General features: G+C 27.8%; 19 protein-coding genes. 17 read left to right on the forward strand and 2 right to left on the reverse strand.

What is annotated here, in order from left to right:
- The first annotated feature begins 3 nt into the window (after positions 1 to 3).
- Positions 4 to 786 (forward strand): MCP protein methyltransferase, encoded by a 783-nt coding sequence (locus CPEL_RS03795; RefSeq protein ID WP_044598672.1) that lies wholly within the window; start codon positions 4 to 6, stop codon positions 784 to 786.
- On the opposite strand, the gene CPEL_RS03800 is transcribed toward CPEL_RS03795, so the two are convergent.
- Complete coding sequence (locus tag CPEL_RS03800) at positions 783 to 1,976, reverse strand: MFS transporter (RefSeq protein WP_044598673.1); 1,194 nt, start codon at positions 1,974 to 1,976, stop codon at positions 783 to 785. The two genes, CPEL_RS03795 and CPEL_RS03800, sit on opposite strands and share 4 nt — an antisense overlap.
- 110 nt (positions 1,977 to 2,086) lie before the next feature.
- Between CPEL_RS03800 and CPEL_RS03805 the strand changes: the two genes are divergently transcribed.
- The 16 genes from CPEL_RS03805 (at position 2,087) to mog (ending at position 21,424) form a co-directional block, all read left to right on the forward strand.
- A complete protein-coding gene (locus CPEL_RS03805; protein WP_044598674.1) occupies positions 2,087 to 3,133 on the forward strand; it encodes a dehypoxanthine futalosine cyclase in 1,047 nt (348 codons plus the stop codon).
- Entirely contained in the window at positions 3,133 to 4,362 is a 1,230-nt protein-coding gene (locus tag CPEL_RS03810; RefSeq protein ID WP_044598675.1) for a M16 family metallopeptidase, read from the forward strand. Before CPEL_RS03805 ends, CPEL_RS03810 begins: the two co-directional genes overlap by 1 nt.
- Positions 4,343 to 6,172, forward strand: a complete 1,830-nt coding sequence (gene recG / locus CPEL_RS03815; protein ID WP_044598676.1) for an ATP-dependent DNA helicase RecG — start codon at positions 4,343 to 4,345, stop codon at positions 6,170 to 6,172. The genes CPEL_RS03810 and recG overlap by 20 nt, the downstream gene beginning before the upstream one ends.
- Positions 6,165 to 6,767: a nitrosative stress-response regulator, Crp/Fnr family gene (locus tag CPEL_RS03820; protein ID WP_044598677.1), complete on the forward strand. Its 603-nt coding sequence runs from the start codon at positions 6,165 to 6,167 to the stop codon at positions 6,765 to 6,767. The genes recG and CPEL_RS03820 overlap by 8 nt, the downstream gene beginning before the upstream one ends.
- 43 nt (positions 6,768 to 6,810) lie before the next feature.
- Complete coding sequence (locus CPEL_RS03825) at positions 6,811 to 7,458, forward strand: amino acid ABC transporter permease (RefSeq protein WP_044598678.1); 648 nt, start codon at positions 6,811 to 6,813, stop codon at positions 7,456 to 7,458.
- Positions 7,451 to 8,110: an amino acid ABC transporter permease gene (locus tag CPEL_RS03830; protein WP_044598679.1), complete on the forward strand. Its 660-nt coding sequence runs from the start codon at positions 7,451 to 7,453 to the stop codon at positions 8,108 to 8,110. Before CPEL_RS03825 ends, CPEL_RS03830 begins: the two co-directional genes overlap by 8 nt.
- A gap of 1 nt (position 8,111) precedes the next feature.
- Positions 8,112 to 8,849 carry a pathogenesis-associated glutamine ABC transporter, ATP-binding protein gene (locus tag CPEL_RS03835; RefSeq protein WP_044598680.1) on the forward strand — a complete coding sequence of 246 codons (738 nt, stop codon included), beginning with the start codon at positions 8,112 to 8,114 and terminating at the stop codon, positions 8,847 to 8,849.
- A gap of 76 nt (positions 8,850 to 8,925) precedes the next feature.
- Positions 8,926 to 9,753, forward strand: coding sequence for a cysteine ABC transporter substrate-binding protein (locus CPEL_RS03840; RefSeq protein WP_044598681.1), 828 nt, complete (start codon positions 8,926 to 8,928; stop codon positions 9,751 to 9,753).
- A complete protein-coding gene (locus CPEL_RS03845) occupies positions 9,753 to 11,009 on the forward strand; it encodes an MFS transporter (protein ID WP_049984619.1) in 1,257 nt (418 codons plus the stop codon). The genes CPEL_RS03840 and CPEL_RS03845 overlap by 1 nt, the downstream gene beginning before the upstream one ends.
- Positions 11,010 to 11,142: 133 nt before the next feature.
- On the forward strand, positions 11,143 to 13,953 hold the full coding sequence (locus tag CPEL_RS08850; RefSeq protein WP_065757276.1) for a two-partner secretion domain-containing protein: 2,811 nt from the start codon (positions 11,143 to 11,145) through the stop codon (positions 13,951 to 13,953).
- 107 nt (positions 13,954 to 14,060) lie between these two features.
- Positions 14,061 to 15,467 (forward strand): TrkA C-terminal domain-containing protein, encoded by a 1,407-nt coding sequence (locus CPEL_RS03855; protein ID WP_044598683.1) that lies wholly within the window; start codon positions 14,061 to 14,063, stop codon positions 15,465 to 15,467.
- Positions 15,468 to 15,474: 7 nt separating this feature from the next.
- Positions 15,475 to 16,533, forward strand: a complete 1,059-nt coding sequence (gene aroB / locus CPEL_RS03860; protein WP_044598684.1) for a 3-dehydroquinate synthase — start codon at positions 15,475 to 15,477, stop codon at positions 16,531 to 16,533.
- Positions 16,530 to 18,053, forward strand: a complete 1,524-nt coding sequence (locus tag CPEL_RS03865) for a mechanosensitive ion channel family protein (protein ID WP_044598685.1) — start codon at positions 16,530 to 16,532, stop codon at positions 18,051 to 18,053. Before aroB ends, CPEL_RS03865 begins: the two co-directional genes overlap by 4 nt.
- Complete coding sequence (mtaB, locus tag CPEL_RS03870) at positions 18,050 to 19,306, forward strand: tRNA (N(6)-L-threonylcarbamoyladenosine(37)-C(2))-methylthiotransferase MtaB (RefSeq protein WP_044598686.1); 1,257 nt, start codon at positions 18,050 to 18,052, stop codon at positions 19,304 to 19,306. The genes CPEL_RS03865 and mtaB overlap by 4 nt, the downstream gene beginning before the upstream one ends.
- Positions 19,296 to 20,894, forward strand: coding sequence for an ATP-dependent metallopeptidase FtsH/Yme1/Tma family protein (locus CPEL_RS03875; RefSeq protein WP_044598687.1), 1,599 nt, complete (start codon positions 19,296 to 19,298; stop codon positions 20,892 to 20,894). The genes mtaB and CPEL_RS03875 overlap by 11 nt, the downstream gene beginning before the upstream one ends.
- 2 nt (positions 20,895 to 20,896) lie before the next feature.
- A complete protein-coding gene (gene mog, locus CPEL_RS03880) occupies positions 20,897 to 21,424 on the forward strand; it encodes a molybdopterin adenylyltransferase (RefSeq protein WP_044598688.1) in 528 nt (175 codons plus the stop codon).
- Between the two features lie 12 nt (positions 21,425 to 21,436).
- Here the strand turns inward: mog and CPEL_RS03885 are convergent, their stop codons facing one another.
- On the reverse strand, positions 21,437 to 21,811 hold the full coding sequence (locus CPEL_RS03885; protein ID WP_044598689.1) for a rhodanese-like domain-containing protein: 375 nt from the start codon (positions 21,809 to 21,811) through the stop codon (positions 21,437 to 21,439).
- Position 21,812: the final 1 nt, after the last annotated feature.

The following is a 21,812-nucleotide window of genomic DNA, read 5'->3' on the forward strand; positions in this document are numbered from 1 at the left end:
GAAATGATTAAAATTAATGAAAATGAATTAAATGATTTTATAAAAGTTGTAGAGCAAATTAGTGGAAATAATCTTAGCACCAAAAAAGATATTTTATTTATAAAATTACCAAAATTTTTACAGGAATTGGGTTTAAATAGTCTTAGCGAATTAAACGATAAAGTACAGTTTCAAAGAAATTTAAAACAAGAAACAATGGATTTTATCACAGTTTGTGAGACTTATTTTTTTAGAGAATTAGAGCAATTAAAAGATGTAATTTATTATATAAAATCACTTGATCGCCCAGTAAATGTTTTATGTGCACCATGTTCAAGCGGTGAAGAGGTTTATTCTTTAGCGATTTTAGCAAGTGAAAATTTTATAAAAGGTATGAATATTGTTGGTATAGATATAAATAAAAAAATGATAGATAAATGCAACGAAATGATTTATTCAGAGCGTTCTGTTGCTAGATTAAACACTATGCAAAAATCGCGTTATTTTGATATAAAAGATAGAATGTATCATTTAAAAAAGGAAACTTTGGCTTGTAGATGTCGTTTTGATCTTTGCAATGTGTTTGATGATTCTTTATTTAAGCTTGGTAAATTTGATGTGATTTTTTCAAGAAATATGATGATATATTTTGATCAAGATTTTAAAATAAGACTAATGGAGCGTTTTTATAAAATTTTAAACAAAGAAGGAAGAATTTATCCTGGAAAATCTGATCTTGTTCCTGAAACTGCATATTTTGATAAAAACTTTTCAGCAGGCGGGGTTTATTATAGTAGAGCTAATTAATTATATTTTTTATTAAACCACCACCAATAAAGGGCTGCAAAGATAAAACACAGCCCTAACCCAAAAGTAAAATAATTTAACTTTAATGCATAAAATTTAAACAAATATCCTGTAGAGTAAGCAATAATAGCACTAAATGTTAAGTAAACCATATCATTATATGCAATAACTCTACCATAATATCTTTTATCACAATCATTCTGTAAAAGTGTATAAGTGTAGCTCCATAAAGAAGAGGTGCAAAAACCTGCTGTAATTAATCCTATAAAAGCAAGATAAAAATTAAACTGCAAGCAAGCCCATAGCATTATACCTATACCTTGTCCAAGATATAAATAAACTAGAGTATTTTTATTGATATATGGACTTAAAATATAAGGCCCTACAAGCAAAGAAACTGCTCTAATTGCATTGGATAATCCTATAGCTAAAGGTATAGAAATGATTTGAGCGTAGTGATATTCTGCTAAAAGTGTGATTAAAACATCATATGCAGTAATCCCTACTACTCCATGAAGTAAAATCAAATGAATGATTTTTTTATTACTAAAAACATAAACTAAACCTTCTTTGATGAGTATAAAAACATTATTTTGTGTTGTATTTTTTTCATCGGGTAAAATTAAAGTTTTTAGTATAAGTAAGGCGCAAAATAACATTAAAGAATCTGCTATAAAAGCAGGTTTTACACCAAAAATATCAATGAAAATTCCAGCTGCAGCCATACCCAAAGCATACGAAACAGCCCATATGATACTATGAAGTTCATTGCCTAGTTTTAATTCTTGTGGGGTTAAAATTTTAGGTAAAACAGACATTTCTGTTTGAAAATACATAGAAGCAACCGCCATACGCACAAAGGTTAAAAAATACAAAAACCAAAGCATAGCTAGCGAATTAACAAAAATTAGCATAAAAATTGAAATCATTTCTATGCTAATCATGGTTAAAAGTAGATTTTTAGGTTTAAATTTATCTACTATAACACCATTTATTGGTGCAAGTATAATAGAAGGTAGAAAAACAAAAATAGCTGAAAAACCTATGATGTTTGCTGGTGCTTGAAGTTCTTTTGTTAAAAGTGTAAAAACTCCAACTTGAGAAAACCATGCGCCAAAATAGCTTATAAATTGAACAGTAGCTAAAAGTCTAAAAGTTTTATTGTTTTTAAGTAAAGTTCTATAAGTCATAATATTCCTAGTTTAATCTGCTAAAATTAAAAGATTTGATTATATCGTTTTTAAGATTATTTTACATTTAAGTGATTATAATTATCTTTTACACAAAAACAAGGTTATAAATGAGTAGATTAAGTAAAAAAGAAGCTTTAGATTTGCTTGAGAATGCACCATTATACGAATTAGGTGCAAGAGCATATGAAAAAAAATTAGAACTTCATCCCGAAAAAATCACCACTTTTGTAGTAGATAGAAATATTAATTATACAAATATTTGCTGTATTGATTGTGATTTTTGTGCATTTTGTAGAAAAGAAAAAGATGAGGATTCCTATATTTTAAAATATGAAGAAATAGGAAAGAAAATCGAAGAATTACAAGCTATAGGTGGAACACAAATTTTATTTCAAGGTGGGGTTCATCCTAAGCTTAAGATACAATGGTATGAAGATTTGCTTTCATATATAAAGACAAATTACCCTGCTATCACCGTGCATGGTTTTTCAGCAGTTGAAATAGCATATATAGCAAGGGTTTCTAAAATTTCTATAGAAGAGGTATTAAAAAGACTTCAAGCTAAGGGACTTTTTTCTATACCTGGAGCAGGAGCTGAAGTTTTAAGTGATAGAGTAAGAGATATCATAGCCCCACACAAATGCGACACAGCAACTTGGCTTAAGGTGCATGAAAGTGCACATAATATTGGCATGAAAAGCACTGCTACTATGATGTTTGGAACGGTTGAAAGCAACGAAGAACTTATAGATCATTTTGAGCATTTAAGAAAATTGCAAGATAAAACAGGAGGATTTAGAGCTTTTATTTTATGGTCATTTCAAAGCGAAAATACCCCTTTGATTAAAAAACATCCTGAAATCATCAAGCAAAGTTCAAATAAATACTTAAGATTATTAGCTTTGGCAAGATTATATTTGGATAATTTTAAAAATTTGCAAAGTTCATGGGTAACTCAAGGCTCATTAATAGGCCAACTTGCTTTAAAATTTGGTGCAAATGATTTAGGCTCAACTATGATGGAAGAAAATGTAGTTTCAGCAGCTGGTGCAAAATATAGAATGAATCAAGAGCAAATGATAGAGCTTATAAAAGATATAGGAGAAATTCCTGCAAAACGCGATACAGCTTATAATATTTTAGAAAGGTTTTAATGCTAAATTTAAATCATAATGGTGTAAATGTTGATATTATATACGAATATGAAAATGAACTTCCTATAGTCTTTTTTAAATTAATTTTCAAAAATAGTGGCAAAATAGCAGAAAAAAATGATGCAGGTATTGCAAGTATGCTTGCAAGGTTTTTTAACGAAGGAAGTAATGATGAGTTTTTTAAAAATTTAGAATACCAAGCTATTGAACTTTATGCTAAAGCTAGTTTTGAACATTTTCAAATAAACATAAAATGCTTAAAAGAACATTTTGATTTTGCTATAGAAAAATTACAAGAATTATTATTAAATGTGCGTTTTGATGAAAAGATTTTACAAAGACTAAAAATTTTAACTTTAGGAGAACTTGCAAGTTTAAATACAGATTATGATTATCAAGCAAAAAGACTTTTAAATAAAAGTGTTTTTAAAGAGGAAATTTTTGCTAGTGGACTTGATGGAAGTAAAGAAAGTATAGAAAAAATTACATTGAAAAAATTACAAGATTTTATGGATGAAAATTTAGTGCTTGATAATGCTTTATTTGTTTTTGGTGGAGATGTAAAAGAAGATGAAGTAAAAACTATCACACAAAAAATTTGCTCTCAATTAAAAAAAAGCACTTTAAATCAAAATAAAAGATTTGAACTTATCGATAAATGTGTAGAAGTTGTTGATTATAAAAGCACCGAACAAGCTTATATTTATTTTTGCTCGCCTTTTAATATACAAGTAGATGATGAAAAAATGTATTTAGCTAAAATAGCCTTGTTTATTTTAGGTCAAGGAGGTTTTGGCTCGCGTTTAATGGAAGAAGTGCGTGTTAAGAGGGGTTTAGCATATTCAGCATATGCTATGCTTGATGTAAATTTAAACTATAGTAGAATTTTTGGTTATTTACAAACTAAAAATGAAAGTGCTATTGAAGCCAAAGAATTAGTTAAAGAAGTTTTTGAAATTTTTACACAAAATGGGGTAAATGAGAAAGAATTTAAATTAGCAAAACAATTTTTAGTAGGCTCCATGCCTTTAAGATATGAAAATTTAGGCAAAAGATTAGAGATTATGCTTAATGAATATTTGCAAAATTTAAAACTAGGCAATTTAAAAGAAGAAATACAAAAAATTAAAAACGCTTCTTTGGATACGCTAAATGATTTTATTAAAATGCATAAAGAAATTTCAAAATTGAGTTTTGCAAGTATAGAAAATGAAAGTTCAAGAAAGTGATTTAAAATTACTTCATTCTTTAGGAGTTAAAAACTGCATTGATTTGGCTTTGATTTTACCTAAAAAATTTGATGATTTTCGAATTTCAAAATTTCCAAAAGATGGTTTTTGCACTCAAAATATAAAAATAACAAGTATGCAAAATAAAAATTTTCAACTTTTTATGCTTTGTGAGTGTATAGAATGGGGTATAAAAGCTAGTGTTGTTATATTTCATCCTACTAAATGGCATTTTAAGGTTTTTAAATACAATAACTTAATTTGTATTAATGCAAAAATGAATTTTTTTAATGGCTCATGGCAGTTTGTGAATCCAAAAATTGTTAAAAATATCGGAGAACTTATACCAAGATATCAAATTAATGGTATAAAAGATGAAAGTATAAAAAAACTTATTTTAAAATATGTCAATGAAGAAAACCTAAAATCACTCAATTTAGAGCAAAAATACATTAACCTGCTTTTAAATTTACATGCATACAACGATAATTCTTTCATGCTTTATGAAAATTTTAACACCATAATCAAAGATTTAAAATATATTGAAATTCTTAACCATTTAAGGCGATTAAAGGGTAAAAAAACTACAAAAAAAGCTTATGAAGTGGATATTTTTGATATTTCATCTTGGCTTAAAAATTTAGATTTTACTCCTACAAATGATCAAATTTTAGCCATAGAAGATATAAAAAAAGATTTACAAAGCCAAGAAGCTAAAAGACGCGTAGTAATGGGTGATGTAGGCTGTGGTAAAACTTTAGTGATACTTGCTGCAGCATTGCTAGTGTATCCTAAAAAGGCTATTTTGATGGCACCAACTAGCATACTAGCAGAGCAAATTTATAATGAAGCAAAAAAACTTCTGCCTGATTTTGTTAATGTTTTATTTTTGAAAGGTGGCAAAAAGGAAAAAAATTTACAAATTCTAAAAGAGCAAGCCCATTTTATCATAGGCACACACACATTAATTCATCAGGAAAATTTTGAAGCTGTTTTAGTGATGATAGATGAACAACATCGCTTTGGCTCTAATCAAAGGCAAAAGATTGCAGAGCTTAGTAAGGGTTTGAAATATTCTCCTCATTTAGTGCAATTTTCTGCCACTCCTATACCAAGAACACTTTCTATGATTCAAAGTGAGCTTGTAAATTTTAGTTTTATTAAACAAATGCCTTTTAAAAAAGATATCAAAACTTTTTGCATACAAGAGAAAGATTTTAAATATTTGCTGAAAAAAATTGATGAGGAATTGGCTAAAAAACATCAAATTATTATCATATACCCTTTGGTAAATGAAAGTGAGAATATGGATTATCTTTCCTTAGAGGAAGCAAAGTCTTATTGGTTAAATAAATATAAAAATGTTTATATTACTCATGGCAAAGATAAAAACAAAGAACAAATTCTACAAGAATTTAGAGAAAATGGAGATATTTTACTATCCACTACGGTGGTGGAAGTGGGTATTTCTTTGCCAAGACTTAGTGTGATTGTTATAGTGGGTGCTGAAAGACTTGGACTTGCAACCTTACACCAACTTAGAGGAAGAGTTGGTAGAGTAGGGATTGAGAGTTTTTGTTATTTATACACTAAATCAAAAGAAATTCCATCGCGTTTGCTTGAATTTGCTAAAACATTAGATGGATTTAAAATAGCTGAACTTGATTTAAAAAATCGTTTGAGCGGAGATTTACTTGATGGAAAAATTCAACATGGTAATCATTTTAAATTTTTTGATTTTAGTGATGATGAAGCTTTAGTGGTAAAAGCAAAAGAAAGTATTAAAAATATGGAAAAATCAAATGGATAAACACTTTGAAATCTTAACTTCTATGGGTAAAAAAATTCATTTTAAAAAAGGAAATATTTTATTTTTTGAAGGTGAAAAAGCTAGTAAAATTTTGATACTACTAAGTGGCAAAGTGCGTATATATAAAGTAAATACTAAAGGATTTGAATTAACTTTGCATACACTAAATCCTATAAGTTTTATAGCAGAGATGCCAGTATTTGAAAGGATTAATTACCCAGCTAATGCAATTTGCGAGCAAGATTGTGAAATTTGTGTGCTTGAGTTTGATTATTTTAAAAATTTATGCTTAGAAAATGGAGAGATTAGTTTTTTACTTTTAACTTCATTATTTAGTAAAATTCGTATTTTAGAAAATTTCATCAGACAAAGATCGTTAGATTTAAAATCAAGATTACTTAGTTTTTTATTGGAAAATGAGGAAAAATTGCAAAATTTAAAGCAAAAAGAAATAGCTGTGATTTTAAATTTGCCACCAGAATCTTTATCGCGTTTTTTAAAAGAATTAAAACAAAATGAACTTATTTGCACAAATAAAGGTAAAATAGTGATTTTAAATAAAGAAAAAATGCAAAATTTAATTAAGTCTTTTTAAGTCTTATTTGTTAAAATACTGCATTTTAAAAATGGAAGGTTTTATGGATTTTGATTTTTTAATCAAGTATAGCCCTATGTTTATACAAGCTACATGGCTTACTTTAAAACTTGCTATTTATGGAGTATTTTTTTCATTTTTAGTAGGTTTATTTTGTGTTGGCATAAGTTTTTTTAAATTTCCTTTGTTAAATGTGATTTGTAAAATTTATATAGAATTTTCAAGAAACACTCCATTGTTAATCCAACTTTTCTTTTTATATTATGCTTTACCTGAATTTAATATTCATCTTAGTTCTTTTGTCTGTGCTGTGATAGGACTTAGTTTTTTAGGGGGTTCTTATATGGCTGAGAGTTTAAGAGCGGGTATAGAAGCAGTTAAAAAACAACAATACGAATCAGGGCTTTCTTTAGGTTTAAACTCGTTTCAAAATTTTCGTTATGTGATACTACCTCAAGCCTTAGGTATAGCTATGCCAAGTATAAGTGCAAATATCATTTTTTTACTCAAAGAAACTTCAGTAGTGAGTATTATTGCTTTAGCTGATTTAGTATATGTAGCTAAAGATCTTATAGGGCTTTATTATAAAAGCAATGAAGCTTTGTTTGCTTTAGTGCTTTGTTATTTGATTTTAATTTTACCTTTATCTTTAGTGCTAAATCGCATAGAAAAAAGGCTAAATTATGTTTGAAATTTTAAATCAAGATACCTTTTTTAGACTAGCACAAGGTTTAAAGGTTACTTTAGAACTTTCATTGATTAGCGTTTTGGTTTCATTAGTGGGCGGAGTATTCTTTGGAATTTTAATGCATTCTAAGAATAAATACCTTTATATTTTTTGTCGTTTTATGCTTGAATTTGTGCGTATTATGCCTTTAATTGTTTGGCTTTTTATAGTGCATTTTGGCTTAGCCAAATGGTTTGGATGGCATTTAAGTGCTTTAGGTTCGAGTGTTATTGTTTTTAGTATTTGGGGTGTATTTGAAATGATGGATTTGGTAAGATCATCTTTAGCAAGCATACCAAAACATCAATACGAATCAGGATTATCACTAGGTTTTAATAAATTTCAAGTTTATATTTTTATCATTATACCTTTATCTTTAAGAAGATTATTGCCAATGAGTATTAATCTTTTTACAAGAATGATTAAAAGCACTTCAGTGATTTATTTAATCGGTGGTATAGAGCTTATCAAAGTTGGTCAGCAAGTTATAGAATTAAATTTATTCCAAAATTCTTATGCAGCTTTTATAATATATGGTTTGATTTTATTAATTTATTTTATACTTTGTTATCCTTTGTCAGTATATTCAAAGTTTTTAGAGAAAAAATGGAGTTAAAATGAGTATATTAAAAATACAAAATTTACAAAAATACTACAATGATCATCATGTTTTAAAAGATATAAATTTAGAAGTTAAGCAAAAAGAAGTAGTAGTTATTCTTGGGCCAAGTGGTTGTGGAAAATCTACGCTTTTAAGGTGTATCAATGGTTTGGAAGAAATGGCTGATGGAGCTATATTTATAGATAATGAAAAAGTTGATAAAAACTATAAAAAATGGACGCAAATTCGCCAAAAAATTGGCATGGTTTTTCAATCTTATGAACTTTTTGATCACTTAAATGTCGAGCAAAATATACTTTTAGGGCCTTTAAAAGTTCAAAAAAGAAAAAAAGAAGAAGTTTTAGAAGAAGCAAAATACTGGCTTGAAAGGGTAGGGCTTTTGCATAAATTAAAAGCTTATCCTAAAGAATTAAGTGGCGGGCAAAAGCAACGCATAGCTATAGTTAGAAGTCTTTGTATGAATCCTGAAATTATGCTTTTTGATGAAGTTACAGCAGCACTTGATCCTGAGATTGTGCGTGAAGTTTTAGATGTAATTTTAAATTTAGCAAAAGATGGAATGACTATGCTTATAGTTACACATGAAATGGGCTTTGCTAAAGCAGTGGCCGATAAGATAGTTTTTATGGATGATGGAAAAATAGTAGAAATTTCAAATCCTAATGAATTTTTTGAAAATCCAAAAAGCGAGCGTGCGAAAAAATTTCTCAACTTATTTGATTTTCATCGTTAAAAATTTTAAAAAAAATAAATTGTTTAAAAAAATACTATAAGGTTTAAAAATTTAAATTTTTGTTAAAGGAAAATATATGAAAAAAATTGTTTTTTTATCTTTTTTTATAGCACTTATTTTTAGTGCTTGCTCTAGCTCTAAACCAAGTGAAAATTCTTTAGAAAGAATAAAACAGCAAGGCATAGTCCGTATAGGTGTTTTTGGTGATAAGCCACCATTTGGTTATTTAGACGCTCAAGGGAAAAATCAAGGTTATGATGTGTATTTTGCTAAACGCATAGCTAAAGAACTTTTAGGCGATGAAACAAAAGTACAATTTGTTTTAGTTGAAGCAGCTAATAGAGTAGAATTTTTAGAATCAAATAAAGTAGATGTAATTTTAGCAAATTTTACCAAAACTCCAGAAAGAGAAGCTGTGGTTGATTTTGCTTTACCTTATATGAAAGTTGCTCTTGGTGTGGTTGCTCCTAAAGGAACAGATATTAAAACCATAGATGATTTAAAAAACAAAACTTTAATCCTTAACAAAGGAACAACAGCAGATGCGTATTTTACAAAAAATATGCCTGAAATTAAAACCATTAAATTTGACCAAAATACAGAAACTTTTGCAGCATTGATTGGAAAAAGAGGGGATGCGTTAAGCCATGATAATGCTTTGCTTTTTGCATGGGCTAAAGAAAATCCAAATTTTGAAGTAGTGATTAAAGAACTTGGTAATAAAGATGTTATAGCACCAGCTGTAAAAAAGGGCGATGAAGCTATGTTAAAATTTATCAATGAATTGATACTAAAACTTGAAAATGAGCAATTTTTTCATAAAGCATATGATGCTACTTTAAAGCCATTTTTTAGCGATGATATAAAAGCAGATGATGTAGTGATAGAAGGTGGCAAAATTTGATTAAAAAGCAAAAAGCTTTAAAAAATACCATCTATGCTTCTTTAGGTGGTATTTTAGAATTTTATGATTTTGTTTTATTTATATTTTTTGCAAGTGTCTTTTCGAAAATTTTTTTTCCACAAAATGATGATTTTTGGCCATTAATTTATACTTATATCGCATTTGGAGCAGGGTATTTAGCTAGACCTTTTGGTGCTATTGTTATGGCACATTTTGCTGATATAAAAGGACGAAAAAATGTTTTTTATATTAGTATGCTTTTAATGGTTGTGCCAAGTTTTATTTTAGCTTTTTTACCTACTTATGAAAGCATAGGCATTTTAGCAACTTTAATTTTGTTTATTATAAGAATCACTCAAGGTTTGGCAATTGGAGCTGAAGTAAGTGGTGCTTGGGTTTTTGTGAGTGAGTTTGTAAGCAAAAAAAGATTAGGTTTAGCACTTGGTTTTATTTCAGCAACTTTAACTTTAGGTTTATTATTAGGCAATCTTGCGACTTTAGCAGTGTATGAGTATTTTACTAAAGAAGAGGTGGAAAATTTTGCTTGGAGAATTCCTTTTATCTTGGGAGGAGTTTTTGGAATTTTAAGTTTATTTTTAAGAACTAAACTCAATGAAACTCCTGAATTTAAAGCATTAAAAGAAAAAAATTCAATTTTAAAATTTCCTTTAAAAGAGGCCCTAAAAACACATAAATTAAGTATGTTAGTTTGTTCTTTACAAACTATAGTTTTAACTAGTGGTGTAGCAACTTTAATGATTTTACCGCAGTATTTTGAAAGTTTGCTTGGTATAGATAAAACCACTGCTTTGTTTTATCAAAATTTTGCCATAGTGGCCATTATTTTAGGGGCATTGTTTCAAGGGTATTTAGCTGATATATTGGGTGCGTATAGAGTATGCATTAGTTGTAGTTTGCTTTTTGCTATTTTTGGAGTTTTGTTTAGTTTTTATGATGAAAATTTTTTAATTTTTTATTTATTAGTTTGTTTTTTTCAAGGAATTATCACCTTTGCACCTGTTTTTATGACACAAATTTTTTCAGCCAAATTACGCTTTAGTGGCCTTTCTTTTGCTTATAATATTTCTTATGCAATTTTAGGATTTTTCATTCCACTTGTGATTAATTTTTTATATAAAGAGTGGATGTTTGTTTATATGATTTTTGTTAGTTTTTCTAGTTTGTTGAGCGTATTTTTTGTTTCAAAAATTTTAAAAAATAAAACTATGAATCCTTGTGTGGTTGGAAGCTATTAAATACATACTCAGAAAGAAAAACTTTCTGAGTATTATTGAATAGTTATTTTTTAAATTAAATTCCATTAACTTAAGTATTTTTTTATAAATATAATATTAACATACATAAATTTTTTCAAACAAAGGATTTATTATGGCAGTATTTTCTCCACGGGGGGGGGGATCGAATAATTTTGATTTAACTCCTTCTAAAAAACTAACTAATCACATCTTACTTTCAAGTATAGTTGCTTCATTACTTTTTTCACCTGCATTTGCCCTACCAAGTGGTGGTAAATTTACTCATGGCACAAGTGGAACTATAAATGTCAGTGGTAATAATATGCATATAAATGGTAATAAAGTTAATTCTGTTATCCAATGGGGTGGTGGTTTTAATATAAATAAAGGTGAAAGTGTAAATTTTGGTGGTAATAGTAAAAACTACTTAAACATAGCTCATGGAACAAATAAATCTACCATAGCAGGTGTATTAAATGCAAGTGGTAATAATGTATTTTTAATCAATCCTAATGGAGTAATCATTACTAAAACAGGTAATATCAATGCTAATCGCTTTGTAGCTTCTACTTCATCGATGAGTAATGAGGATATGAATAAATTTGCTAATATGAAAACCTTTGAACAAGGTGCAACTTTTTCTCCTGTATTTAAACCACAAAAAGCAGGTAGCGTAGTAAATATGGGTAATATCAATGCAAACGATGTATTGCTTATAGGACATAAGGTAGATATACAAGGTGGTAAATTAGGCAATGCTAATTCTAAAACACACTTAGTAGGCAATTATGTATATATAGACGCAGATAATACAAAATTAAGTTCTACTATTAACGCTACGGCTGTTATAAATGGTTATATACAAAAACAAATGGATAAATTTGTTAATGATAGTTACTCTTTTGGTGAAAGTGTAAATGTAAATAAAATTGACTATACAGATTCTGATAATAAAACACATTATGGAAGTTCTAATTTCAAAAAAGCTCTAACCATAGGCAATATGGGTAATGAAAAAGCTAATGCTATAGAATGGCGATATCTTATAAAAGGTTGGAATGAAGGTTTGGGTGATATTAAAAATATAGATGAATTTAGATTAGTAGGTAATATCGATTTTAATAACGAACTAATGGATCCCATAGGTATCAATGGTGCTTTTTTTGATAAAACTCTTGATGGACAAGGTTATACTTTATCTAACCTTCTTATTGATGGAAATAAAGGTGGCTTATTTGGAGTTATAAAGCTAGCTAATATAGGAAATTTAAATATAAATACAATAAATTTTGATTATACAAATGGAATTCCTAGATATATAGGTTCTATGGCATATAGAACTCATAATGCAAATTTTTATAATATAAATATCTCAAATATTGGCGATTTGCTTGCTGCTGGTGAAAATGCTATAGGTGTTGGTGGATTTGCAGGATATATAACATCAAGTAATTTTAACAATATAAGTATAAAAAACATAAAAAGCATAAAAGTAGATAGCAAATCCAATGAGTTGCGTACAGTATGGATAGGAGGTTTTGGCGGAAGAATGGATAATTATCCTGTAAATAGCAACTATCCTGGAGGAGAACCAAATATATTTAAAAATATAACAATAAGTGGAATAGGAAGTATTTATGCTTCGGTTGTCTACAATAGATATCATAATGATTTGAGTATAGGTGGTTTTGCCGGTGCTTTATATAGTAGTAATTATTTAGAAAATGTATATATATATTTTGATAAAGGTTATACAATCGGTGGACAAGGTTTTTCTAATCGTTACTTTGGAAAATTAAGTGGAGAAGGAAGACCAGTGCTTAATAATGTCCACATCTATCATCATGAAAATGATTTAACTAATGCTACTATTGATTCATATAGACATAACGATTTTAACCAAAACGGCTATATCCAAGATAAAATCAATATCCACACTTACACAGATGAAACCCAAGAAAGTGTATATAAAGACTTTTTATCTAAAGCAGACACTATAGAAAAACCTACCACCCCTGATAATCCAAATAAACCAAGTGATAGCGATGTTATCTTAGCAAGTGATGATTTACATCAAGATATCATACAAGGTATTATCGATAGTATAAGAAATGAAAAATATACTATTGATATTAAAAACTTATATAGTTTAATACAAGCTTTTAAAGGATTAAACAAAGATTCTAATGAAAATGAAATTAAAACTATAGTAAAAACACATTTGGGTATAAAAGATGATGATAAAGCTTTAAGTATAGCTCAAAGTATTAGCTTTTTATTGCATTATAATGAAATTAATTTTAACAACAAACTAGACAAAACAGCATTAGAGCTTTACAATAATCAAATCAAACCTAATGTTTTTAATACTTTAGAAATCATTACTTATTTAGATACCAATAAAAACAATATCATAGCACAGCTACAACAATATGAAAGCATAAAAAATGATTTTAAAATTAAAGAACAAGCTTATTTTAAAGCCCAAGCTGAATTTAATAAACTTTTAGATTTAGTCAATAAAGGTAAGCTAAATTATAATGATCCTAAATTTACTCAAGCATTTGATAATTGGACTAAAGCATATAATGCTTATAATAGCTTATCTAATGATATAGGTGAGTTAAATTCTAAAGTAAATCAATACACTCAATATATCAATACAACATTAGGATATAAACAATTTGCTTTTGTTAAATTTGATAATATCATTAAAACAGATTTAACCAAACCTATTCTTCCTGATATAGATAATTCTTTAGGTGGTGATAAACAACCTGTATTTGAACAAACTGCTTCACTTAATTTAATAGGCGATAATGCCATAGAAGAAGAGGAAGAAAAAAAAGAAATAGAAGAAACAGCACTAACTCAAAGAGCTAGAACTTGTATAGTAAGTGATAATTTTAAAACTATGAATCCTTGCGTGGTTGGAAGTTATTAAAGAACTAAATAATACTTTGAATATGAATAAAAAGTATTGATATATGCAAGGTAGTAACTTTAAAAATATTAAGATATAATTATATTTTAATATTTTTAGAGGGTTAAATGAGTAAAATTTTATTTTTAGCTGATGGATTTTTTGCTAAAGAATTTATAAAAAATTTATACAATAACAAAGCTTTTAAAGAGTCTGTAGATATTGTGTATTATAATGATGAAAGTGTAGATTTAGAACTAAAAAACGAGCAATTTTCTTATTTTAAATTTGATCCTACGAGTTTAGTTAAACTTGAAAATATGCTTCAAGAAAAATATCAACAAGTAATTATTTATATGCAAAAACAAGCAGATATGATTAGTTCTTATAAGAATATAAGAAAACTTCATCCTAGACTTAATGTTGTTATTATGGATTTGTGGAATACACAAATTGATGATAATTTTTGCGAAGTAATAAATGTTTTTGATACTTTAAATACTAGATTAATTGGATGTTTAGATAATATGCCTTCTATGGCACAATTCATAGGACTTGGGCAAGGTGAGATAATGGAAGTAAAAATTCCTGCTGGCTCGAGTTTTGCATATAGACACATTAGCTCTATTAGTCAAAAGCGTTTTAAGATAGTAATGGTTTATAGAAATAATGAATTTATGCTAGCTCGTCCAGGGCTTATTTTGATGCCTAATGATAGCATTTTAATCATTGGTGATCCTAAGGTTTTACAAAGTGTATTTTCAAATGTTAAAACTAGTCTTGGGCGTTTTCCTTCCCCGTTTGGAGATAATATACTTTGTATTATTGATATGAAAAAAATGAGTGAATTTTCTATAGAAAAACTCATTTTTGCAAGCTTGCTTTTGCATATAAGAATTAATAGTAAAAAACTTTATTTTAAAGTGATTAATCCTACTTTAAATTCTATGTATTATAAACTAAAATCTTTAAATAAAAATAGCACAGAAGTGCTGTTTGATTATGAAAATACAAATATAAAAAATATTAAAAATTATATAGAAAATACCAATATAGGTTTGATTATATGTGAAGATTATCTTTTTGAAAAAGAAAAAAATTTCCTTTTTACACTAAAAATTCCTATTTTAAAGGCAGGAAAGGGAGATTTTGCTGATTTAAAATCATCAGTAGTTCTTAGTTCAAATTTTGAAGATGTAGAAGGAATAGCTTCTATAATGCTTGATTTTAATAAACAAATTCAACTTAGCTTGTCTTTGTATTATTATGCTTTAAAAATAAATAAAGCAGAAATTTTTGAATATCATCAATATTTTGAAAGTCTTGCAAAACTTCATGATGAGAAGTTTACACTTATAGAAGAAAAAGAGCATAATCCTATATCTAATTTTTCTTATAAAGAAAATGTGCTTCATTTTGTTCCATTTAATGAAAAAATTTTAGGAAATAATATAAAAAAGATTTTTAAAACAGATCTTAACACGATGTATTATAAAATGAACAAAAATTATCAATTATTTATTCCATCATTGTGAGAAAATAATGCAGATTAAAGTGAATTTAGATAAAAACACAAGCTATAATGTCTATATAAATGAATTGGAAAAATTAGAATTTGATACCAAAGTAGTTATTTTGACTAATGAAGTGGTAGCAAAATTACATTTAGAAACATTAAAGAAAAAAATTCATGCAAAAGAACTATATATCATACAGATAAAAGACGGAGAAGAATATAAAAATTTACAAACTATAGAAAAAATTTTAAACCAAATGTTTGAGTATAAATTAGACAGAAAAAGCTTACTTATAAGCTTTGGCGGTGGTGTTGTTTCTGATATGGGTGGATTTGTAGCAAGTATTTATCAAAGAGGGATTAAATTTATTAACATACCTACTACTTTACTAGCTTGTGTAGATGCAAGTGTGGGTGGAAAAACAGGTATAAATAATAATTTTGGAAAAAATCTCATAGGAAGCTTTTATCAACCTAGTGCAGTGTATTGCCAAAGTGAATTTTTAAAAACCTTAAATCAAAGAGAATTAAGTGCTGGTATGGCTGAGTTTATCAAAATGGCAGTAATATTTGATGAAAATATTCTTGATTTTTTAGAAAATTTAGATGAGAATGCATTTTTAACAGCCAAGCTAGATGATGTAAATTTAGAACATATTATTAAAAAAAGTATAGAATTAAAAGCTAACATTGTCTCACAAGATGAAAAAGAAAGTGGTGTTAGAATGCTTTTAAATTACGGACATACCTTTGCACATGTGATAGAAAATCAAACAAATTATAAAACTTATCTACACGGAGAAGCAGTGGCTATTGGTATGCATATGGCAAATACTTTAGCTTATAATCTTGGAATGTTAAGTAAAAATGAATGTGAAAGGATTGAGAATTTACTAAAAAAATTTAAATTGCCTACTTTTTATAAAATTTACAATATCAACGAATTTTACGAGGCATTTTTTTTAGATAAAAAAACTCATCATTATAAAATCAATTTTATTTTACCTTGTGGATTAGGAAAAGCTTGTATAAAAAATGATATAACTAAAGAAGATGTTTTAAATGCATTAAGGGTGTTTTCATGAGGGTATTTTTAATTTTATTTTTTTTATTTTCACTGCTTTTTGGGCAAGATGGTGATCATTTAGAGCAAAAGCTTAGTAATTTACACAATAGTTTATCTTATAATACTTGGGTTATAAAATATAATAATTTTAATATTTATAGACAAACTCAAGAGGAAATTTTAAGATTAGAAAAAGAAAATTTGAAGGCAAATGAAAGAAATAAAAGCATTATAGAAAGACAAATTTTAATTTTAAAAGAAAGATTAGAATTATTAAGTGAATATAAAAGCAACAGCTTTTCTAGAATTATTTTAGCGCCTGAAGAAATAGAAAAAATGGAAAAAATCACAAATCCTTTGGCGATAATTTCTGCTTATTCTCATATCAAAAAACTAAAACGCGATAAAGAAGAATTTATACATCAGCTAAATAGTTTTAAACAAACTTTAGATGAGCTTATAAAAGAAAATGTATTAATTGCTGAAATAACTAAATTAAATCCAAGTAAAGATAACGAGGAATATTTGCAAAAATCAAATCAAATGGTTAGAGATTTTTCTCAATCTTTGCGTTTTGGGGAAATTTCGTTTTCTGTATTTGAGAAAAAAATTCAAGATGAAATAGACAAAACAACACAATCAATTAAAATTCAAGGTATAAGAGCTTTTAATATCGTTTTGGCTATCATTATAGTAGTAGCTATTGCATTTTTACTTAAATTTATAGCTAGAAAATACATAGGCGATAATGATCGTTTTTATACAGCAAATAAAATCATAAATTTCATTAATATTAATGTTATTGTTTTGATTTTGCTTTTTGGTTATATTGAAAATATTACTTATTTAGTTACCGTGCTTGGTTTTGCTTCTGCTGGATTGGCTATTGCTATGAAAGATATGTTTATGTCAATGCTTGGTTGGTGTGTGATAGTTTTTGGTGGTAGTTTTAGAGTTGGTGATAGAATAAAAGTTTTTCAAAATGGAAATCAATACATAGGAGATGTTATCGATATATCTTTTTTAAGAATAACTTTATATGAAGATATTACTCTTTTAACTTACACTGATAATAGAAGAAGTGGTAGAATAGTTTTTATTCCAAATAATTTTATTTTTACAAATCTTATATCAAACTATACTCATCATGGCATGAAAACTATTTGGGATGGACTTGATATAACTTTAACTTTTGATTCTAATCATCAAAAAGCTTTAATGATAGTAGAAGATATAATCATAAAAGCCTCCAAAGGTTACACAAAAATAGCTAAAGAATCTATGAATAAACTAAGAAATGATTATAGTGTTAAAAACCCTAAAGTAGAACCTAGATTTTTTACATTTTTAGAGGGTTATGGTATGAGAATTTCTGCTTGGTATATGACAAATTCCTATGCTGCATTGGTATTAAGAAGCAATATTAGCAAAGAAATTATCAGTGAGTTTAATAAACATGATGATATAAAAATAGCTTATCCATCGCAAAATCTTTACATGGCAAAGCATGAATTTATAGAAAATAAGGAAAATATTTGAAAAAAAAAGTGTTTTTTAAAACCTTTGGTTGTAGAACAAATATCTATGATACACAATTGTTAAAAACTTATATAATTGATCATGATATCACGCAAAATGAGCAAGAAGCAGATGTGATTGTGATTAATTCTTGCACGGTTACAAATGGTGCTGATAGCGGGCTTAGAGCTTATATTAATGGAATGAAAAAAAATGGTGTTAAAATTATACTAACAGGCTGTGCGGCTGTAAGTAAGGGTAAGGATTTTTTTGATAAAAAAGAAGTTTTTGGAATTTTAGGAGCTTCAAATAAAAATAAAATCAATGAACTAATCTCGCAAGATAAATCTTTTTATGAGCTTGGAAATTTACGCTTTATTGATACAAAAATCGTAAGTAATTATGAAAATCATACTAAAGCTTTTGTGAAAATTCAAGAAGGATGTGATTTTGCTTGTAGTTATTGTATTATTCCAAGTGTTAGGGGTAAATCAAGAAGTGTGCCAAGTGAGGAGATTATAAAACAAATTAAGCTTTTGGCACAAAATGGTTATAGTGAAGTGGTATTAACAGGCACAAATATAGGAAGCTATGGTTTAAAAGACAAAACTACTCTTGGAAGATTGCTACAAGAAATTGGTAAGGTTAATGGGATAAAAAGAGTAAGATTAGGTAGTTTAGAACCCGCGCAAATTGATGCAAGCTTTAAAGAAATTTTAGATGAATCTTGGCTTGAAAGGCATTTGCATATTGCTCTGCAACATACACATGAAAAAATGTTGCGTATAATGCGTAGAAGATCGCACACAAAAAATGATTTAGCTTTATTTAATGAATTAAGTCAAAAAGGTTTTGCTTTAGGAACAGACTTTATTGTAGCGCACCCTGGAGAAAGCGAAGAAATATGGAAAGAAGCTTTAGAAAATTTCAAGCAATTTAAACTTACGCATATTCATGCTTTTATTTTCTCACCGCGTGATGGAACGCATTCTGCCTCTATGAGTGAGCGTATAAATGGCGAAATAGCTAAGGAAAGATTAAATATTTTAAAAGATATAGTCGCACAAAATAATTATGAGTTTAGAAAAAATCAAAAAAGTGCTTTAGAAATTTTAGTAGAAAGTAAAAAAGATGATTTTTATGAAGGTTATGATCAATTTTTTAATAAGATTAAAATTAAAACAAAAAAAGACATTGCAAAACAATGGATTAATATAAAAAACTATGAATGCTTAAAAGAGCATAATTTTGCAAGGTTAGAAGATGAAGAATAAAAAAATTATTTTAGCGTCGTTTTTACTTCTTTGTGTATTTTTGGTTATTGCTTTTGTCAAAAATCAACCAGAATATATCAACAAAAGCACTTATGAAGAACTTTTAAATAACGATTTAATCCAAAAAGCAATTTTGGATAATAATGAAATATTATTAAAAAGCAAGGATGGTAATTTTTTAATTTCAAAAGATGTGGTAGATTTGAATACTTTATGGCAAAAAATTCCCTTAGAATATGCAAAAGATTACAACTTAAGTGAGTTTTTTTTAATTTTTATTATGCTTGCTTTTCTTGTAAGTTTTTTGCTTTTTTTAAACAAAAAAAACAAAGATAGACAAAATTTACTTTCTTTAGAAAAAAATATCTTAGAAAAAAATGAACAAAATAACACCATACAGGCAGTGGTAAGTGATGTTAAATTTAAAGATGTAGCAGGGGTAGATGAAGCTAAGGTAGAGCTTTTAGAAATTGTTGATTTTTTAAAAAATCCTCAAAAATATAAAGATTTTGGTGTGAAAATGCCAAAAGGAGTTTTGCTAGTAGGGCCTCCTGGGGTAGGTAAAACTTTGATAGCAAAGGCTGTAGCAGGTGAGGCAGGAGTGCCGTTTTTTTACCAAAGTGGGGCTAGTTTTGTAGAAATTTATGTGGGAATGGGTGCAAAAAGAGTTAGAGAGCTTTTTTTAAAAGCTAAATCAAAAGCACCAAGTATTATTTTTATAGATGAAATAGATGCAGTAGGTAAGAGTAGGGGTGATTTTTCTAATGTAGAAAGAGACAATACGCTAAATCAACTTTTAACACAAATGGATGGTTTTGAAGATAATAGCGGAGTTATAGTGATGGCTGCTACAAATAAAATCGATCTTATGGATAGTGCTTTACTAAGATCAGGTCGCTTTGATAGAAGAATTTTTATATCATTACCTGATTTTAAAGATAGAATGCATATTTTGCAAAATTATATGAAAGAGAAAAAATCTAGTGTTAATTTGGAAAAAATTGCAAAAACAAGTGTGGGTTTTAGTGGAGCAGCTTTGGAAACTTTGGTTAATGAAGCAGCGATTAATGCAATAAGAAGAAAATCAGATGTTATTGAAGAAAATGATTTTTATGCAGTTCTTAATAAAGTTTTAATAGGCAAGAAAAAGATTTTTTCACTCAATAATAACGAAAGAAAAATTCAAGCCACATATCAAGCAGCTAAAGCTTTGTGTGCTTTTTATTTTGATGTAAAATTTGAAAAAATTACTTTAATTGAAGATAGATTTAAAGAGTATGAAGATACCATTAAATCCAAATCACAATTGCTAAATAAAATAAAAGTTTTTCTAGCAGGTTCAGTTGCTATGGAGCTTATTTTTAATGAGAGTTACACTAATGCACAAAGTGATCTTGTAAAAGTTAAAGAATTGCTAAATTTTATGGAGACTTTTGCTATGGCAAGTGAAGGTTTATTGCAAGAGCAAAGGCAAGAGGTTAAGGAATTTTTAGAACTTATGAAAGATAAAATTACTAAATTGGCTATTATTCTTTTGGATAATGAAAAAATAGAAAAACAAGATGTTGAAAAAATTATAATGGAGTAAAAATGATAAAAATAGGAATTTTAGTGCTTTCTGATAGAGCAAGTAGTGGGGTTTATGAGGATAAATCTGGCGTTGAGATAGAAAAAATTTTAGATTCATATATAAAAAACGAAAAAAGTTTTTATTATGAATTAATTCCTGATGAGTATGATTTGATTATAGATAAATTAATATATTTAGCTGATGAAGTAAAATGTGATTTGATTTTTACTACAGGGGGGACAGGGCCTGCTTTGCGTGATGTAACTCCTGAAGCAACTGAAGTAGTATGCGATAAAATGCTTCCAGGGTTTGGAGAATTAATGCGTGCTAAAAGTTTAGAATATGTTCCAACTGCTATACTTTCAAGACAAAGTGCAGGTATAAAAGGAAAATCACTAATTATAAATTTACCAGGCAATCCTAAAGCTATAAAAGAATGCATAGAGCCTATATTTCCTGCTATTCCATATTGTGTGGATTTAATAGGAGGAGCATATATAGAAAATAACGAAGAGGTAATTTCTGTATTTAGACCAAAGAAAAAGTAAGTCTAGTTAGACTTACTTTGTAGTTTCATAGCCTTGTAGCAAAAGTGCGTTCATTCCACCGCTTAAGTTTGTAACATCAATTCCATTTTGATCTAGTAAAGTAGCCGCCTGTGAGCTTCTAGCACCACTTCTACAAACTATAGCAATAGGTTTTTCACTTGATACTTTTTTAACTTCCTCAACAAAATTTTCGTTCAAACTGCCATTTTCATTATATAAGCTAATCCCTATAGCTTCTTTTATCATTCCAGTTTGCTCCCATTCGCTAGGTTTTCTTACATCAATAACTTGATAATTTTTTAAAATTTCAGCATTAATATTAACATTTTTAACTTCTGCTAAGGCAAAACTAGCACAAAGTGCTAAAGATAAAAATATTTTTTTCATA

The sequence above is a fragment of the Campylobacter peloridis LMG 23910 genome (assembly GCF_000816785.1).
GTDB classification, from domain to species: domain Bacteria; phylum Campylobacterota; class Campylobacteria; order Campylobacterales; family Campylobacteraceae; genus Campylobacter_D; species Campylobacter_D peloridis.

Excerpts from the sequence above, each read along its gene's own strand:
- CPEL_RS03795 (WP_044598672.1), top strand. The coding sequence starts at position 4 with ATGATTAAAATTAATGAAAATGAATTAAATGATTTTATAAAAGTTGTA.
- CPEL_RS03800 (WP_044598673.1), bottom strand. The coding sequence starts at position 1,976 with ATGACTTATAGAACTTTACTTAAAAACAATAAAACTTTTAGACTTTTA.
- CPEL_RS03805 (WP_044598674.1), top strand. The coding sequence starts at position 2,087 with ATGAGTAGATTAAGTAAAAAAGAAGCTTTAGATTTGCTTGAGAATGCA.
- CPEL_RS03810 (WP_044598675.1), top strand. The coding sequence starts at position 3,133 with ATGCTAAATTTAAATCATAATGGTGTAAATGTTGATATTATATACGAA.
- recG (WP_044598676.1), top strand. The coding sequence starts at position 4,343 with ATGAAAGTTCAAGAAAGTGATTTAAAATTACTTCATTCTTTAGGAGTT.
- CPEL_RS03820 (WP_044598677.1), top strand. The coding sequence starts at position 6,165 with ATGGATAAACACTTTGAAATCTTAACTTCTATGGGTAAAAAAATTCAT.
- CPEL_RS03825 (WP_044598678.1), top strand. The coding sequence starts at position 6,811 with ATGGATTTTGATTTTTTAATCAAGTATAGCCCTATGTTTATACAAGCT.
- CPEL_RS03830 (WP_044598679.1), top strand. The coding sequence starts at position 7,451 with ATGTTTGAAATTTTAAATCAAGATACCTTTTTTAGACTAGCACAAGGT.
- CPEL_RS03835 (WP_044598680.1), top strand. The coding sequence starts at position 8,112 with ATGAGTATATTAAAAATACAAAATTTACAAAAATACTACAATGATCAT.
- CPEL_RS03840 (WP_044598681.1), top strand. The coding sequence starts at position 8,926 with ATGAAAAAAATTGTTTTTTTATCTTTTTTTATAGCACTTATTTTTAGT.
- CPEL_RS08850 (WP_065757276.1), top strand. The coding sequence starts at position 11,143 with ATGGCAGTATTTTCTCCACGGGGGGGGGGATCGAATAATTTTGATTTA.
- CPEL_RS03855 (WP_044598683.1), top strand. The coding sequence starts at position 14,061 with ATGAGTAAAATTTTATTTTTAGCTGATGGATTTTTTGCTAAAGAATTT.
- aroB (WP_044598684.1), top strand. The coding sequence starts at position 15,475 with ATGCAGATTAAAGTGAATTTAGATAAAAACACAAGCTATAATGTCTAT.
- CPEL_RS03865 (WP_044598685.1), top strand. The coding sequence starts at position 16,530 with ATGAGGGTATTTTTAATTTTATTTTTTTTATTTTCACTGCTTTTTGGG.
- CPEL_RS03875 (WP_044598687.1), top strand. The coding sequence starts at position 19,296 with ATGAAGAATAAAAAAATTATTTTAGCGTCGTTTTTACTTCTTTGTGTA.
- mog (WP_044598688.1), top strand. The coding sequence starts at position 20,897 with ATGATAAAAATAGGAATTTTAGTGCTTTCTGATAGAGCAAGTAGTGGG.
- CPEL_RS03885 (WP_044598689.1), bottom strand. The coding sequence starts at position 21,811 with ATGAAAAAAATATTTTTATCTTTAGCACTTTGTGCTAGTTTTGCCTTA.